15 protein-coding genes and 1 pseudogene are annotated in these 15827 nt (G+C 29.9%); 5 read left to right on the top strand and 11 right to left on the bottom strand.

Features of this window, described 5'->3' with window-relative positions; translation table 11 throughout:
- Window positions 1-66 precede the first annotated feature (66 nt).
- Window positions 67-1314, top strand: coding sequence for a spore maturation protein (locus IPK18_02010; GenBank protein ID QQR98331.1), 1248 nt, complete (start codon window positions 67-69; stop codon window positions 1312-1314).
- Between the two features lie 17 nt (window positions 1315-1331).
- Here IPK18_02010 and IPK18_02005 read toward each other — a convergent pair whose 3' ends face one another.
- Window positions 1332-2114, bottom strand: coding sequence for a UDP-2,3-diacylglucosamine diphosphatase (locus tag IPK18_02005; protein QQR98330.1), 783 nt, complete (start codon window positions 2112-2114; stop codon window positions 1332-1334).
- A 215-nt stretch (window positions 2115-2329) separates the two neighbouring features.
- On the opposite strand from IPK18_02005, the gene IPK18_02000 reads away from it, so the two are divergent.
- From IPK18_02000 to IPK18_01985, 4 genes are read left to right on the top strand one after another with little or no spacing between them, the layout of a single operon-like run.
- Entirely contained in the window at window positions 2330-3913 is a 1584-nt protein-coding gene (locus IPK18_02000; protein ID QQR98329.1) for a DEAD/DEAH box helicase, read from the top strand.
- 4 nt (window positions 3914-3917) lie between these two features.
- A complete protein-coding gene (gene hemF, locus IPK18_01995; protein ID QQR98328.1) occupies window positions 3918-4823 on the top strand; it encodes an oxygen-dependent coproporphyrinogen oxidase in 906 nt (301 codons plus the stop codon).
- 39 nt (window positions 4824-4862) lie between these two features.
- Complete coding sequence (locus IPK18_01990) at window positions 4863-5261, top strand: cyclic nucleotide-binding domain-containing protein (protein QQR98327.1); 399 nt, start codon at window positions 4863-4865, stop codon at window positions 5259-5261.
- Window positions 5258-5569 carry a Crp/Fnr family transcriptional regulator gene (locus IPK18_01985; GenBank protein ID QQR98326.1) on the top strand — a complete coding sequence of 104 codons (312 nt, stop codon included), beginning with the start codon at window positions 5258-5260 and terminating at the stop codon, window positions 5567-5569. Before IPK18_01990 ends, IPK18_01985 begins: the two co-directional genes overlap by 4 nt.
- Before the next feature lie 14 nt (window positions 5570-5583).
- Here the strand turns inward: IPK18_01985 and IPK18_01980 are convergent, their stop codons facing one another.
- The 10 genes and pseudogenes from IPK18_01980 to IPK18_01935 all read right to left on the bottom strand — a co-directional run bounded on the left by IPK18_01980 (window position 5584) and on the right by IPK18_01935 (window position 15764).
- Window positions 5584-6408 carry a zinc-dependent peptidase gene (locus IPK18_01980; GenBank protein QQR98325.1) on the bottom strand — a complete coding sequence of 275 codons (825 nt, stop codon included), beginning with the start codon at window positions 6406-6408 and terminating at the stop codon, window positions 5584-5586.
- A 33-nt stretch (window positions 6409-6441) separates the two neighbouring features.
- A pseudogene (locus IPK18_01975) lies at window positions 6442-7278 on the bottom strand (sulfite exporter TauE/SafE family protein).
- Window positions 7278-7712: a FixH family protein gene (locus IPK18_01970; GenBank protein QQR98324.1), complete on the bottom strand. Its 435-nt coding sequence runs from the start codon at window positions 7710-7712 to the stop codon at window positions 7278-7280. The pseudogene IPK18_01975 and the gene IPK18_01970 overlap by 1 nt, the downstream one beginning before the upstream one ends.
- A 7-nt stretch (window positions 7713-7719) precedes the next feature.
- The gene (ccoG, locus tag IPK18_01965; protein QQR98323.1) at window positions 7720-9117 is read right to left on the bottom strand and encodes a cytochrome c oxidase accessory protein CcoG; all 1398 of its coding nucleotides are present in this window, start codon (window positions 9115-9117) and stop codon (window positions 7720-7722) included.
- A 74-nt stretch (window positions 9118-9191) separates the two neighbouring features.
- Window positions 9192-10319 (bottom strand): c-type cytochrome, encoded by a 1128-nt coding sequence (locus tag IPK18_01960; GenBank protein QQR98322.1) that lies wholly within the window; start codon window positions 10317-10319, stop codon window positions 9192-9194.
- Between the two features lie 18 nt (window positions 10320-10337).
- Complete coding sequence (locus IPK18_01955) at window positions 10338-10505, bottom strand: CcoQ/FixQ family Cbb3-type cytochrome c oxidase assembly chaperone (GenBank protein QQR98321.1); 168 nt, start codon at window positions 10503-10505, stop codon at window positions 10338-10340.
- A gap of 6 nt (window positions 10506-10511) precedes the next feature.
- A complete protein-coding gene (ccoN, locus tag IPK18_01950) occupies window positions 10512-12623 on the bottom strand; it encodes a cytochrome-c oxidase, cbb3-type subunit I (GenBank protein ID QQR98320.1) in 2112 nt (703 codons plus the stop codon).
- A 13-nt stretch (window positions 12624-12636) separates the two neighbouring features.
- Window positions 12637-12801: a cbb3-type cytochrome oxidase assembly protein CcoS gene (ccoS, locus tag IPK18_01945; GenBank protein ID QQR98319.1), complete on the bottom strand. Its 165-nt coding sequence runs from the start codon at window positions 12799-12801 to the stop codon at window positions 12637-12639.
- Between the two features lie 309 nt (window positions 12802-13110).
- The gene (locus IPK18_01940) at window positions 13111-15279 is read right to left on the bottom strand and encodes a heavy metal translocating P-type ATPase metal-binding domain-containing protein (protein ID QQR98318.1); all 2169 of its coding nucleotides are present in this window, start codon (window positions 15277-15279) and stop codon (window positions 13111-13113) included.
- The gene (locus tag IPK18_01935; protein QQR98317.1) at window positions 15276-15764 is read right to left on the bottom strand and encodes a hypothetical protein; all 489 of its coding nucleotides are present in this window, start codon (window positions 15762-15764) and stop codon (window positions 15276-15278) included. Before IPK18_01935 ends, IPK18_01940 begins: the two co-directional genes overlap by 4 nt.
- Between the last annotated feature and the right edge of the window lie 63 nt (window positions 15765-15827).

Here is a 15827-nt window from a genome sequence, read left to right as displayed (position 1 = left end):
TATTTTTCATATTAGCCAATATATCAAAAAAATAAGTACTTTAGTGTTAATAAATAATAAGTAAAGATGGTGTTGAATTATATTTGGATTGCATTCTTTGTTGTAGGATTTATAGTAGCAATTATCAAACTATTATTAGGTGATGCAGAAATATTTTCTACACTTACTACAAAAATGTTTGATAGTACAAAAACTGGATTTGAAATAGCATTAGGTCTAACAGCATTAATGTCTTTTTGGCTTGGTATTATGAAAATTGCAGAAAGAAGTGGATTGATTATTACATTCTCTAGATTGTTGTCTCCATTTTTTAGTATGCTATTTCCAAGTGTACCCAAAGAGCATTCAGCCTATGGAAATATGATGATGAATTTTTCTGCAAATATGCTTGGCTTAGATAATGCTGCAACACCACTAGGACTAAAAGCCATGAAAGATTTGCAAGAACTTAATCAACAAAAAGATACAGCAAGCAATGCAATGATAATGTTTTTAGTACTAAATACAGCAGGCATTACTTTAATACCAACATCAGTGATGGCAATTAGGCAAACTATGGCTTTAGAACAAGGTTTAGTAGGCTTCAACGCAGCAGATATCTTTTTACCAACTTTGATAGGCACATTTATTTCATTCTTATCAGGTATGATAGCTGTGGCATTATATCAAAAAATAAATTTATTCAAATTGCCATTCTTGTTTTTTGTAGGCGGATTTATAGCATTAATTACTATCACATACATGTGGTTAAAACAATATCCAGCTGAGGAAATGAGTAAAAAAATAGCATTGATAGGTAGTATCATCATTTTTTCAATAATTGTATTGATTATTTTGTCTGGAGCAATACGGAAAATAAATGTCTACGAAGCATTTATAGATGGTGCAAAAGATGGATTTTCTACAGCAGTACAAATAATACCTTATTTAATTGCCATTTTGGTTGCCATTTCTGTGTTTAATGCAGCTGGCTGTCTTACTTTCATTACTGATGGAATTGGATTTGTTGTAAGAAGCATAGGTTTGGATGATAGATTTGTTCCAGTATTGCCAGTTGGCTTAATGAAAACATTGAGTGGAAGTGGCGCACGTGCATTTATGGTAGATGTTATGACTACCTATGGTGTTGATAGTTTTCAAGGTAAATTAGCATCAATTATTCAAGGAAGTACAGAAACTACATTTTATGTATTGGCTGTGTACTTTGGTAGTGTTGGTATAAAAAATACAAGATATGCAGTAGCTTGTGGTTTATTTGCAGATATTGTAGGTTTGGTTGGTGCAATCATCGTTGGATATTTATTCTTTGCCTGATGATTTTATATCGCAAATTATTTTCTATCAATATCTTTAAATTCTAAATCATGTCTGTAATAAAAAATATCCCATTTGCCATTATTGTATTCTAATGCGGTTAAATTTTCTATCCAATCACCTGAATTTAAGTAAGTAATACTACCATTTTCGTTACTTACAATTCTATTTTGTGGTTTGTGTATATGGCCACAAATTACGTAATCATATTTTTCTTCAATAGCAATTTCAATAGCCACATCTTCAAAATCTTGCACCTTAGATTTTACAATACTTTTCACTTTGTCTTTAATGTATTTTGAAATAAAGATTTGCTCTTTCCCATATTTCATTCTAATATTATTAATATATCTGTTCAGTCTAAAAATATTATCATAATATCTACCACCTAATTTTGCCAACCAGCGTGCACTACCACCAACAGACAAATCATATTTATCACCATGAAATATCCAATGTTTTTTCCCATCAATTTCCAATACAATTTCGTCTCTCAGTTCTAAAACATCAAAATTATAGCCAGTAAAATTGCGCATAGAATCATCATGATTTCCAGTTATGTAATATACTGGCGTTCCTTTTCTGGCAAAATCCAAGACCATAAAAATATTTTCTACATGCTCTTGAGGAAAATAGCCAGAACTAAAATTCCAAATATCTAACCAATCTCCATTAATAATCAAAATATTTGGTTCAATACTATTCAAATACCTATTCAGTTCTTTAGCATGCGATGCATGTGTACCCAAATGGATATCAGAAACGATACATATTTCAATATTTCTCTTTTTGTTTTGCACTATTCCGAAATTAATAAGAATTATTCTAATGATTAGTAGTTTTGTCTAATATTTTGTAAAAAAATCACTAAGTTTTCATATAAATACTACAAACTATACAAATAATGCATAATGTTTATTCATTTCATTGTTATATTATTACATTATTACATTGTTACAATGCCTTCATTACTAAATATCAATGTTGTATCTTTGCACTTTAATTAAAAATATATATGGACGGATTTAGAGCGTTAGGATTATCAGAAGAAGTGTTGATAGCCTTAGAGAAAAAAGGGTTTGAACAACCAACACCTATTCAAGAACAAACAATTCCACTTTTACTGAATGGAGAGAAAGATATTGTTGGTCAAGCACAAACAGGTACAGGAAAAACAGCAGCATTTGGTTTGCCAATTATTGAAAGATTTGACCCAAGTAGTAAAGCAGTACAAGCATTAGTACTTACACCAACAAGAGAATTAGCTATACAAGTTGCAGACGAAATTAAAGCATACAAAGGCACTAAAAGAATTTGGATAAGTACAGTATATGGTGGCGCACCAATTGGAAAACAAATGAGCGAATTAGAAAAAGGAGCACGTATTGTTGTAGGTACACCAGGTAGAGTAATAGACTTGATTGAAAGAAAAAAGCTAAAACTTGAAAACTTAAACTATGTAGTGCTTGATGAAGCAGATGAAATGCTTAACATGGGTTTCATTGAAGATATTGAGCTAATTTTGAAATCGTGTAATGAAGACAGAAAAATGTTATTGTTTTCAGCAACAATGCCATCACGTATTTTGCAATTAGCAAAAAGATACATGGGTGATTACGATATGGTACAAATTCAGAAAAAAGAGATTACAAATAACAATATTGAACAATCTTATTTTGAAGTACCAGATCGTGATAAATTTGCAGCATTATCAAGAATCTTAGATGTAGAAGAAGATTTTTATGGAATAATTTTCTGTAATACAAAAGCAGAAACAATTGAAATTAGCAATCACTTAAATGAAAAAGGATATTCTGCGGATTCTTTGCATGGCGATATTCAACAAAATTTAAGAGAGAAAGTCGTAAAACAATTTAAACAAAATAAATATGGTGTACTTGTTGCCACAGATGTAGCAGCAAGAGGAATGGACGTAAGTGATTTAACACACGTAATCAATTATGGCTTACCACAAGATCCAGAATCTTATGTACACAGAATTGGACGTACTGGGCGTGCTGGAAAAACAGGAAAAGCAATGTCTATCATTGACCCAACTGAAAGAAGAAAATTAGCATTTATAAAAAGCATCAGCAAAGCAGATATTCATAAAGGAAAATTACCTGATGCTTATGAAATGGTAAAAATAAAACGCACCAGAATCAAAGATCATGTGGAAACAATTATAGAAACAGAACACTTTGAAGAATATCTTTCTTTTGCAAAAGAAATATTAGGCGAAGGTGATCCAAGTACTACAATTGCTGCATTAATCAAGCATTTCGTTCAAGATGAATTAAATCCTAAAGCATATAAAGAAATTAAAGAAACAACAAAGGAAAGTTTCTCTAGATCTGCAAAACAAAACATGCGTTTGTTTTTTGCTAAAGGAAAAGACGAAGGCATTACACCAAAATATCTTCTAGATATGCTTAAAAAAGATACTGGCGTAGATAGCAGAAAAATAAACGATATTAGAATACTTAATAATTTCTCATTCTTTAATACAAATGGCGAAGATGGCGACATCATTCTTACTGTATATAAAAAAATGAACAATAGAAAACCACTAGTAGCAAAAGCAAGAGATAGAAACTAATGATATGAACCATCTGAATGAAATAAAATTATATTTAATTGATTTACAGAATAACATATGCAGTGCATTAGAAAAATTAGATGGTAAATCAAAATTTATTTCAGATAAATGGGATAGAGAAGAAGGTGGCGGCGGAGATACTCGAGTAATTGCTGATGGTAATATCTTTGAAAAAGGTGGAGTGAATTTTTCACATGTTTATGGTGCATTGCCATTATTTCTAAATACAGAAACAAAAGGTGCAACTTATTTTCACGCAACTGGTGTGTCTATCGTAATACATACACAAAATCCATATGTGCCTATCATACACATGAATGTAAGATACTTTTGTATGTTGGATGAAGAACATGGTAATATTGTAGATGAGTGGTTTGGTGGAGGCATTGACGTGTCGCCAGCATACCCAAATGATAGTGATATAAAATATTTTCATCAATATCTTAAAACTGAATGCGATAAATCAGATGTTACATTCTATCCAAGTTTCAAAGCATACTGCGATGATTATTTTACAATAAAACATAGAAAACAAATGCGTGGCATTGGTGGAATATTTTATGACCATTTAAGACCAAAAGATGCACAACATAGAGCATTTTTATTTCAGTTTATGCAAAATGTAGGCAATAGCTTTGTCCCAATTTATACAACATTAGTCAATAATAATAAAGACAAAACATATACTGATGTACAGAAAGAATGGCAGTATATAAGACGTGGATTGTATGCTGAGTTTAATTTGGTGTACGATAGAGGCACACATTTTGGCTTAAAAACAAATGGAAGAATAGAATCTATTTTGATGAGTTTGCCACCATATGCAACATGGAAATATAACTATCAACCTGAGGTTGGCACAGAAGAAGCAGCGGCACTAAAATATTTTCAACCTAAAAATTGGTTTTAATATTTAAAAAATTGATTATATTTACCAATATTGAATAGTATGAATAAAGGATTTGAACATGTTGATTGTAAGCATTGCTCTAATAGATTTAACTCTGTTTTTTGCAAAACTGAGTTTGATAAAATGGCTGAAATCAATAAACATAAAATATGTTCTACTTACAAAAAGAACGAATATATATTCAAAGAAGGTTCTTATGCATCAGGTGTTTTTTGCATTAATGGTGGAAAGATAAAAATATCTATGGTTGGTGATGAAGGCAAAGAACAAATAGTACGTTTGGTAAAACCAGGCGATATTATTGGATACAAAGCATTACTTTCTTCAGAAAAATATAGTGCATCAGCCATTGCAATCGAAGATTGTAATGTATGTTTTATTCCAAGAGAAGTTTTTACAGAAATTCTTAAAAAGACGCCAACTTATCCTTTGAGATGATGAAATTATTGTCTGATGAATTGAGAAAAGCTGAAGAAAAGATTACACATTTGGCCCAAAAACCAGTGCGCGAAAGAATGGCAGAAACTATTTTGTTCCTCAAAGAAACTTATGGTATAGATAACGAAGAAAATATAAACGTTTCTTTATCACGTGAGGAAATAGCAAATATTGTAGGCACGGCAACAGAAACAGCCATCAGATTATTGTCTGAGTTTAATAAAGAAAATATGATAGAACTTTCTGGTAAGAAAATAAAAATTCTAAATACCAATAAGTTAGTTCGAGTTGCCAATCTATACGATTAATAATATCTAAACTATTACTGTTTTCTATAAATTGGATATTCAGTATCTAACGGATTTTGATTGAGTAACTGTGTAATAATTTCGTATAGTCTTGGATATTTCTCATTAAACTCTTGTGCTTGCTCAAAAAACTTTTCTATAGAACAAGCATACAATTCTTCTTCATTTTTGAAAGCATAATATGGAAAGAAATCAGTTCCATCTAATTGAATTAAGTAAAAATTATTCCTGATGTATTCAATCAATGAAATATAATGTCTGATATTGAAATACACTCTTCGAAAATCGTTACTAATTTGTATGGCATGTGCAAATTCATGAAAGGCAATATGAAAACCATCATGTGGGTCATCTAAACTTTTTAATAAGGCAGATTCACTAAAATATATTGTTCTTCTTCTACCTGAGGTAAGTCCAGATAAATCGTAACCTAGATACATAAAAGATTCTTTATAAATATGAATTTCATCAAAATATCCCATTAAATATTTTTTTAAACCAAAAGTTAATTGAACAGCATAAGAAGAAATTAATAAGACAACAATTTTTTTATTTCTTGTAGAATCTACTGCATAATAAAAGTTTTTATGCATTTTATATTTTGCTACTCTTTCTTCAAATTCTTTTTTTAGTCTTTTATCTAATGAAGCATAATATGGATTGTATTTTGCCAAAGCTATTTTTTCATCTTCACTAAGTTTGGCATAGAACATTGCTTTAATAAAGAAAAAGATACTTATGTCTTCATCTTTATGAATATTATATTCTTCATACTCTATTATTTGTAAATATATATTACATACCACACACGAAATGATTAAAAATATAAATGGAGACATGTTACTCTGGAAATATAATTTTAGATATAATTGTCATAAAAGAAATAATATACTTTGATAAAGTATATCCAAAGATAATTTTTTAATTATAATTATTCTAAATATTGCCAAATTATGCAATACAATGTAGTTATTTAAAAAAATCGTTTTTTTATTCTTTTGTGGACAAGTTGTAGTTGTGCCATTTACAGTTTGCTCAAACTTTGGACTAATGTATGGTATGCCCAAATTCATACCACGCAAAATAAGTAAGACTGCCATGCATCCAATTACAAATGGTACAGCTTTATTTATTTTTTTTCTAATAGGTTGCGAAATATAATTTCCAAAAAATGCCACACTAAACATAATTGGCACTGTACCTAAGCCAAACGAAAGCATAAACAATATTGCATGGTTTATATTTCCAGTAGATAATGAACCAGCAATTGCCATATACACTAAACCACATGGTAATAATCCATTGAATATTCCAATTATAAATAAGTTAAGTATATTTTTTTCTTTTTTAAATAAAGAACTCAACTGTTGTTATATCATTCTATGGTATTTGGATAATATCGTGCCTTGATTTAACTTTTTGCCAATAAATGGAATGAGTAGAAATAATAAAATTATTGAACCAATTACAATAGAAAATACTTGTTGATATTTTCCAATAAATAATGTCTTGCCAATCAATCCAAAAATTAATCCTAAGAAACTATAGGTAATTATTCTGCCAAGATTATAAGTTAGTAAAGAAAGTATTTTTTGTACAGTGTTTTGTTGGTGTATAGGTAGTGCTAATGCAATTGGTCCACACATTCCTATACAATGAAAGCTGCCTAATAAACCTACTAAAAATCCTGATGAAATTGCATAAAACATTATGGAATATATATGTTTTTTTCAAAGTAATATTTGTTGTTATCTACTTCAAAAGTAATTTGAACTTGATAGTTTCCTGTTACAAAGTTTTGCATATCCATACTTTGCATGTGATTTTTTAATATAATAGCTGTAGTTCTGTCTTTTTTAGGATCACTTGGTCTATAGAAAAGTATGTTGCCTTTTATATTTTCTTGTATCAATTCTTTTGGGAATTGTATACTTACCTTTTCGGCATCAATTTTTACTTGTATTTCCTCACTTAGTTTCTGTAAATTTCTTTTTCCTTCAATGACTTCTTCATAGGCTAATTCTTTTTCATAGTAATTGTCTGTTACCATTTCTGATGTTACTTCTGTTGTTTTATACACTAGAAATGCCAATCCTAAGATAAAAAGTATTAATACTAATGCTATGCCTTTTCCCCAATTCATTTCTTCATTATTTAAATGGACCTAAAAAATTTGTTTTTATCGTTCTGATTTTTTTATTGCCATCATACAAAGCTATTTCTAAGTTTGTTTTATATTCTTTTACCTTTTCTTTATCTAAGATAATCATAAAATTTGCTTTTCCTTGTTGTAACGTTTTGGCAATTATCTTATCAGTTCCCACAAGTTTAATCTCACCACCAATATTCTCAAGTTTTAAATTGAATGCGATGTCTTCATTTGTTTTATTAATTAACTTTATTTCATAGAAGTTAGCTAACTTATTATTATCTACTTCTGTGAATAGTTGTCCTTTAGATCTTGTTATATGTGCATCAATATTATCTCTAGTTATTAATAAGAAAGCCATTAAACCAATTAATAATGCCAATATCACTGTGTATGCTTTCATACGTCCAGTAAATTCTAGCTTTTTTCCTTCTGCTATATTATTTTCAGAGGCGTATCTAATTAAATCTTGAGGTAAGCCAACTTTATCCATCATAAAATTACATGCATCTATACACGCAGTACAGTTGGTACATTCCATTTGTGTACCATTTCTTATATCAATTCCAGTAGGACAAACAGCCACACATTGGTTACAATCTATACAATCTCCATTTGTTCTTTCAGCACCTTTATGTATTTTGCCTCTTGGTTCGCCTCTTACATAATCATATGCTACAACAACTGTGTCTTTGTCTAGTAATACACTCTGTAATCTGCCATATGGGCAAATTACAATACATGCTAATTCTCTTACAAATGCATAAATAGCATAGAAAATTAATGTAAATGCTAACAACCCAAATATAAGTCCAAAATGCTCGTAAAACGGTTCTCTAGCATATTTTATTAAATTTTCTACACCAATAATATAAGTTAGAAATGTATTTGCTATTATAAATGATAAAAGGAAAAAAGCAAGATGTTTTCCTCCTCTTCTTAAAATTTTATTTGTATTCCATTCACTTCTGTCAAGTACTTTCTGGTCATTTGCGCTACCTTCAATCCAGTATTCAATTTTTCTGAATACCATTTCCATAAATATAGTTTGTGGACAAACCCAACCACAAAATATCCTTCCATAAATAACTGTAAAAAGTACAATAAATACTATAAAAGTAATCATGCCAACTGCAAAAATGAAGAAATCATCTGGCGTAAATATTTTACCAAAAAATATAAATCTTCTTTCTAAAATATTGAATTGTAAAAATGGTACACCATTAATTTTTATAAATGGAATTGCAAAGAAAATAGCTAAATAAACCCAACTTACATATGTTCTAAGTTTATACAAGTAACCTTTTGGCTGTAAAGCATAAATCCATTTTCTGTGTCCTTCTTTATCAACGGTAGATACTGTATCTCTAAATGTTTTGGGTTTCTGTAATTCGTCCATGATATATTTTTGTATTAATTAAAATCCCACTCTCAAATATATGAAAGTGGGAATGTTTTTATTGTATTATCATGTTAATTAATTGCTGTCACAGTAGTATCTGTTGTAGTTTCAACAACTGACGTAGCATCTGTTTCATTAAATAATTCTCCTTGTTTTTCTTTCGGAGATGCTGGTGATGTACCTTTTAAAGATTTTACAAAAGATGCAAGTTGTTCAATTTGCTGAGGACTTAAAAGACCACTCCAAGATGGCATTGCCTTATCTGGGTATCCATCACGAATAGTAACAAAAATATCCTTTAAATTACCTCCATGTAGCCAATAATTATCAGCTAAGTTTGGACCAGCACCACCACCACCATCGTTTGCATGGCAAGTACCACAATTTTTTACAAATAGTTCTTTTCCTAATGCAATTTCAGCATCACCTAGCATTACAAGATTATTTTCATCTACTGTTTTTGGTGGCGATAGTTTTTCGAAAGCTTCTTTCTCAGCTTTTGCTTGTAATAATGAGTTTTCATATTCTTGAATTTGCAATGGTGCAGATTCTGAAATATGGTATCTGTACATATATACGATTGCAAATAGTATAGTAAATGCAAAGCCAATAGTAAACCAAGGTGGAGCAATATTGTCTAACTCTCTAATGCCATCAAAACTATGGCCTAAATCAATATCTTTTTCTTGTGATAGTGGTTTGAAACTATTAATTTTATCCCATAGTGTAGTTGCTTTGCCTTCGCTTACTGCTTCTTTTTGCAGTGCATCAATACCTGTTAAGAAACTTATTTGTTTAATGAGATATGCAATAATAGCTATTTCTACTATAATGATAGTTGTTAATAGCAACGAAAGTGCATTATTTCCCATTGCACTTGAGTTTTGACTTGCTTCAGCTGCAACTGTGCCTGCATCTTGTGCTTGCGCAGCAAAAGTAGTAAGTAGTACAACTAATATAGTAGTGATACTTTTAGACTTTTCTTTCAATTTATCTTTAAAAAGATCGATTGCTTTTGACACTACTGCTGCAAGCATTAAAATTACACCTAATAATACAAATGCAATAATCAATAGCATAGTATTAGTAGATATAGATAATGGCTTTGATTGATTTATATCTTGTGCATAGCTACCCAATGATGCTAAAACTGCAACTGTAAGTAGTATATTTTTCTTGTTATTAATAATATTCAACATATTGATTGTTTTTAAATTTTATTTACTTTCTTCTAAAGGAATATTTTTCATTTCATCCATAACATTATCATCAGCTCTGATTACATATATTACACACATTAAAAAAAAGCTAAAGAAAACTAATAAAGAAAACAGGGGAAAAATGCCTACACCTGAAATACTTTCTAAATAATTTATAAATTTCATAAGATGTTATTTTTCTGCTTTAATATCTGTTCCTAATCTTTGTAAATAAGCAATAACAGCAATGATTTCTTTGTCTTTACTTATCTCAATTTTATTTGCACTTAAATCTTTTGCAATTGTTTCAGCTTGTTTTTCTAAGTCTTTTATTGCAATGTTTTCATAACCTTTTTCGTATGGAACGCCAAGTGTTTGCATTGCTTTTATTTTCTTAGGTAGTGATTCGTTATTCAAATCTCTTTTGAATAGCCATGGATACGGTGGCATAACTGAACCTGGTGAAGTAGATTGCGGATCTAATAAGTGATTGAAATGCCATGAATTTGGGTTCTTACCACCTTGTCTAGCCAAATCAGGTCCTGTTCTTTTTGAGCCCCATTGGAATGGATGATCATAAACGAATTCACCAGCTTTTGAGTAATCACCATATCTTGCTACTTCATCTCTAAATGGTCTAATCATTTGAGAGTGGCATGTATAACATCCTTCTCTGATATAAATATCTCTTCCTTGTAATTCTAGTGGTGTATATGGTTTTACACTTGCAATTGTTGGTACATTTGATTTAACTAAGAATGTAGGAACAATTTCAACAATGCCACCAATACCTACTACGATTAATGAGAAAATAAGCATTTGTATTGGTCTTCTTTCTATCCAACTGTGCCAGTGTGCATTAGATGGTGCAACATATTGTTTTGGTAGTGGTGCACCTTCTGCTTCTGTTTCTTCTGCGAATGAACCAGCTTTTGCTGTTTTGTATAAGTTATATACCATTAAAATTGCGCCACACAAATAAATTGTTCCGCCTATTGCTCTTAATAAATAGAAAGGAATTACAGATTGTAAAGAATCCATGAAAGAGTATGTTAATTGTCCTTCTGGTGTGAAATCTTTCCACATTAAACTTTGTTTGAAACCTGACCAATACATTGGAACTGCATAAAGTATAATTCCAAGTGTACCTATCCAAAAGTGCGTAGATGCTAATTTTTTAGAATATAGATTTGTTCTATATAATTTTGGGATTAACCAATATAACATACCAAAGGTTAAAAATCCATTCCATCCTAATGCGCCAACGTGTACGTGTGCTACAATCCAGTCTGTGTAGTGAGAATATGAACTTACATTTTTTAATGATAATAATGGACCTTCTATCGTTGCCATACCATAACATGTTAATGCAACTACGAAAAATTTAAGCACTGGATCTTCTCTAACTTTATCCCACGCGCCACGCAAAGTGAATAAACCGTTCAACATTCCACCCCAACTTGGTAATATCAACATGATAGAAAATACTGTTCCTAATGATTGTGCCCAATCTGGTAATGCTGTATATAATAAATGGTGTGGACCAGCCCAAATATATAAGAATATTAATGACCAGAAATGTATAATACTTAATCTGTAAGAATATACAGGACGGTTAGCTGCTTTTGGTACAAAATAATACATTAACCCTAAATATGGTGTTGTAAGGAAGAATGCAACTGCATTGTGACCATACCACCATTGTACTAATGCATCTTGTACACCTGCGTACCATGAATAACTTTTTAAGAATGTGACTGGTATTGCAAATGAATTTACTAAATGTAACATAGCTACAGTAACCCAGCTTGCTAAGAAAAACCAGATACCTACGTATAAGTGTCTTTCTCTTCTTTTAAAGATGGTACCTAGCATGTTTATCCCAAAAATTACCCAAATAATAGTGATTAGAATATCAATTGGCCATTCTAATTCTGCATATTCTTTTGATGTTGTAATACCCATAACTAGTGTAACTGCTGCCAGTACAATAATAGATTGCCATCCCCAAAAATGTATCCAGTTTAGTTTATCACTGAACATTCTTGTTTTTAATAATCTTGGGAAGCTGTAGTATACAGCGGTAAATATACCATTGCCAACAAATGCAAAAATAACTGCATTGGTGTGTAATGGTCTAAGTCTACCAAATGTGGTTTGCGCTACACCTAAATTTAATGCTGGTTCTGCTAATTGAAATGCAATGATAACACCAACCAACATGCCAACAATAGCCCAAAGTATGGTAGCGAATGCAAACGCTCTAGCAATTTTGTTGTCGTAATAAAATTTTTCTAACTCCATAAATATTTAATGTTTATTTTCTAGTATTTTTATTTATTTCTTGATCATCATATAGTATTCTATTTGCTGGAGAAAACTCATCTTCATATTGTCCATCTTTCACGCTCCAAATGAATGCAACAAGAAAACCTACTGCCACAAATAGGCTACATATTAAAAGTATTATTATTGCATTCATATAATTATTTGAAAAGACAAATTTCGTTATTTTTTCTTAAGATATTACTGATGCTACTCAATCTGAAATATGATTTTTATCATGTTTTACTAAATCAAGCTTCCAAGCGTAATATTTTGTTAGACTAAATGTAAGAATAATAATACTAATTGAGCTCAAAGGCATAAGAATTGCGGCAATTAGTGGTGATAATTTACCTGTTAGCGCAAATGATAGCCCTACGATATTATATAATAATGAGAATGTGAAACTAGTTTTGATGATTTTCTTTCCATATTTAGCAAACTTAAAGAATGTTGGAATTTTATCTTATTGTGATGCCTCTAAAATTCCATCGCAAGCTGGTGTGAAATTATTACTATTTTCTGTGATAGCTATGCCTACATTGCTTTGTTTTAGTGCGCCTGCATCGTTTAGTCCATCACCAAACATCATAATGTTTTGCTCGCTTTGTTGTACTTTTTTAATATTATTTAATTTGTCTTCTGGTCTTAAATTGAAATTTAGTTGTACATCATTTCCAAGTGTCTGATGTAAAAAATTATATTCAGATAAATTATCGCCTGATAAAATATGTAGTTTAAAATTGTTCTTTAATTCATGAAATACATTTGAAAACTGTGCTCGATAGACATTAGAAAAAATAAAATACCCAACAACTTGGTTGTCTATAGCCAAATATACTTCACTGTCTTGTTGTTTCCCTTTATCTAAATTAAAGAATGCTGCTGAACCTAATTTTAGGTAATGCTCATTGTGCCATGCTTCTAATCCTTTTCCAATTGTTTCTTTAAAATTTTTGATAGTTACTTTGTTGGTGTTTTTCCAATATTTTGCAATTGATTTGCTGTATGGATGTTTTGATTGTGCTGCTAATGATGCAAAATATTTTTGGTATTCTGTTGGTAGTGTGTTGCCTATAAAATTTATTTCTATTTCATTGCTTTCAGTAATTGTGCCTGTTTTATCAAATGCTATTTCATTTATATTGTTGAAATTTTCTAATACATTATAATTTCTTATATAAAATTTATTTTTTGTAAGTATACTTAGCATATGTCCATAAGTAAATGTAGATGCTAACAATAATGTACATGGACACGCAACAATAAGAATTGTAGTTAATGCATTGAACCCAATTGCGTATTCGCCTTTGGATATCCAAAATAATAATGTACCAAAGCCTAATGTTAATACAAAATAGGTGAAGTTTTTACTTAAGTCATCAATGAATTTATTTTTATTTTCTTTTGTATGGTAGTTGTCTTTATTCCAAAGATTGGTAAGGTAGCTTTGTTCCATAGGTTTGATTACCATGAGCTCAATGATGCCATTGAGTTGTTTGCCACCAGCATATACTATTTCTCCAATATTTTTTGCAACAGGCATGCTTTCTCCTGATACAAAACTATAATCAATTTCTGCATTTCCTTTTGTTAGTATGGCATCAACAGGAATTAATTCATTTGCATATATTTGAATAATATCATTTTCTTTTAATTTTTCTACTGATGTTGGCTTAAATACATTGTTGAATAATTTATTTACTGCAATTGGAAAAAATGATTTGTAATCTCTTTCAAATGATAAGTATTGATGTGTTTTGTCTTGTGCTATTCTGCCTATCAACATAAAAAATACTAAGCCAGTCATGCTATCAAAATAGCCATTTCCATTTAAGACAAATACTTCGTATAAACTTCTGATAAAAGTGATAATAACAGCCAATACAACTGGAACATCTATATTTAGGTATTTGTGTTTAATACTTTTCCAAGCTGATGAATAAAATTCTGAAGCTGAATAAAATAATACTGGCAATGATAAACCTAATGACAAAAAAGTAAATATTTTTTTTAGGTTTGGCTCAATATATGTTGTTTTAGAAAAATATTCTGGGAAACTAAACATCATAATATTTGCAAAACAAAAACCAGCAATTCCAATTTTATATATTTTTGATTTGGATGTTTTATTTATATTATTATCTGTCGAATGTAGACTTATATGTGGTTCGTAGCCAAGTTTTGTTAATGTTTCAACTGTTTTTCTAAGTGTAGTTTCTTGGTGGTTGAAAATTATAAATACTTCTTTTTTGCTAAAATTTATTTTAGAACTAATTATTCCATTGTTTATTTTGTGTATATTTTCTATAAGATATAAACAAGAACTGCAATGCATTTGTGGTAGATAAAATGTAACATGTGTATTTGTATTGTCTTTAAATTGAATGAGTTTTTGTTGTACATCTTCATTATCCAAATATGCAAACTTGTCTGCACGAGCTTCATCTTTTATAGAAATTCCTGCATGTTCGTTTAAATCATAATAAGTACAAAGATTATTTTCGTTGAGGATTTGATATACCATTTTGCAGCCATTGCAACAGAAATTTTTTTCATCTAATTGAATGTCATCTGAGTTGCATTGATCGCCACAATGGTAGCAAACAGTTGTATCTTTTTTATTTTGTATCAATCTTCAATAATTTTTATTTTGCTCCACAGAACATTTTCCTTTAAATATATTGAATTTCTGATATTTTCGTCTAAATTTTTCATCTCAACCATACTTAATTGTGTATAAGTGTTCCAATAAGGCTCTTGCTGATAACTATTGAATAGCATCTTTAATTTAGTAAGATTGAGTAAAATATTTTGATGTATTTTTTTGAACACATCTATTGTTTTTTGATGAATATTTTCGTTATTGTCAATTATTTTAGGAAATAAAATATAAGTATCGTTTGTAATTAATAAATTACAATCTTGCTGTAATTTGTTGATTAAAACTCTAACAATACCATGCGTGTCATCGTTATCTTTTTCATGAAGATTGCACGTGTGTATATATTTTTTTAAAATATCAAATCCAGATAAAATATGATTGTAATATTTTTGTTGTAAGTATTCACAAATTTCTTCTACAGACATTTTCTCAAAGTTTATGGTATTGTATATCATTGATTGACAAACTTGATGGCTAATTTATATTGTAATACTATATTATACGTTGATAGTCATCAT

It is taken from the genome of Sphingobacteriales bacterium (assembly GCA_016699615.1).
Taxonomy (GTDB): domain Bacteria; phylum Bacteroidota; class Bacteroidia; order Chitinophagales; family JADIYW01; genus JADJSS01.
The sequence above is the reverse complement of the archived record's forward strand: the minus strand, read 5'-3'. Positions and strand labels throughout refer to the sequence as shown.

Coding starts and splice junctions, on each gene's coding strand:
- IPK18_02010 (QQR98331.1), top strand. CDS start 67: ATGGTGTTGAATTATATTTGGATTGCATTCTTTGTTGTAGGATTTATA.
- IPK18_02000 (QQR98329.1), top strand. CDS start 2,330: ATGGACGGATTTAGAGCGTTAGGATTATCAGAAGAAGTGTTGATAGCC.
- hemF (QQR98328.1), top strand. CDS start 3,918: ATGAACCATCTGAATGAAATAAAATTATATTTAATTGATTTACAGAAT.
- IPK18_01990 (QQR98327.1), top strand. CDS start 4,863: ATGAATAAAGGATTTGAACATGTTGATTGTAAGCATTGCTCTAATAGA.
- IPK18_01985 (QQR98326.1), top strand. CDS start 5,258: ATGATGAAATTATTGTCTGATGAATTGAGAAAAGCTGAAGAAAAGATT.
- IPK18_01980 (QQR98325.1), bottom strand. CDS start 6,408: ATGTCTCCATTTATATTTTTAATCATTTCGTGTGTGGTATGTAATATA.
- IPK18_01970 (QQR98324.1), bottom strand. CDS start 7,712: ATGAATTGGGGAAAAGGCATAGCATTAGTATTAATACTTTTTATCTTA.
- ccoG (QQR98323.1), bottom strand. CDS start 9,117: ATGGACGAATTACAGAAACCCAAAACATTTAGAGATACAGTATCTACC.
- IPK18_01960 (QQR98322.1), bottom strand. CDS start 10,319: ATGTTGAATATTATTAATAACAAGAAAAATATACTACTTACAGTTGCA.
- IPK18_01955 (QQR98321.1), bottom strand. CDS start 10,505: ATGAAATTTATAAATTATTTAGAAAGTATTTCAGGTGTAGGCATTTTT.
- ccoN (QQR98320.1), bottom strand. CDS start 12,623: ATGGAGTTAGAAAAATTTTATTACGACAACAAAATTGCTAGAGCGTTT.
- ccoS (QQR98319.1), bottom strand. CDS start 12,801: ATGAATGCAATAATAATACTTTTAATATGTAGCCTATTTGTGGCAGTA.
- IPK18_01935 (QQR98317.1), bottom strand. CDS start 15,764: ATGATATACAATACCATAAACTTTGAGAAAATGTCTGTAGAAGAAATT.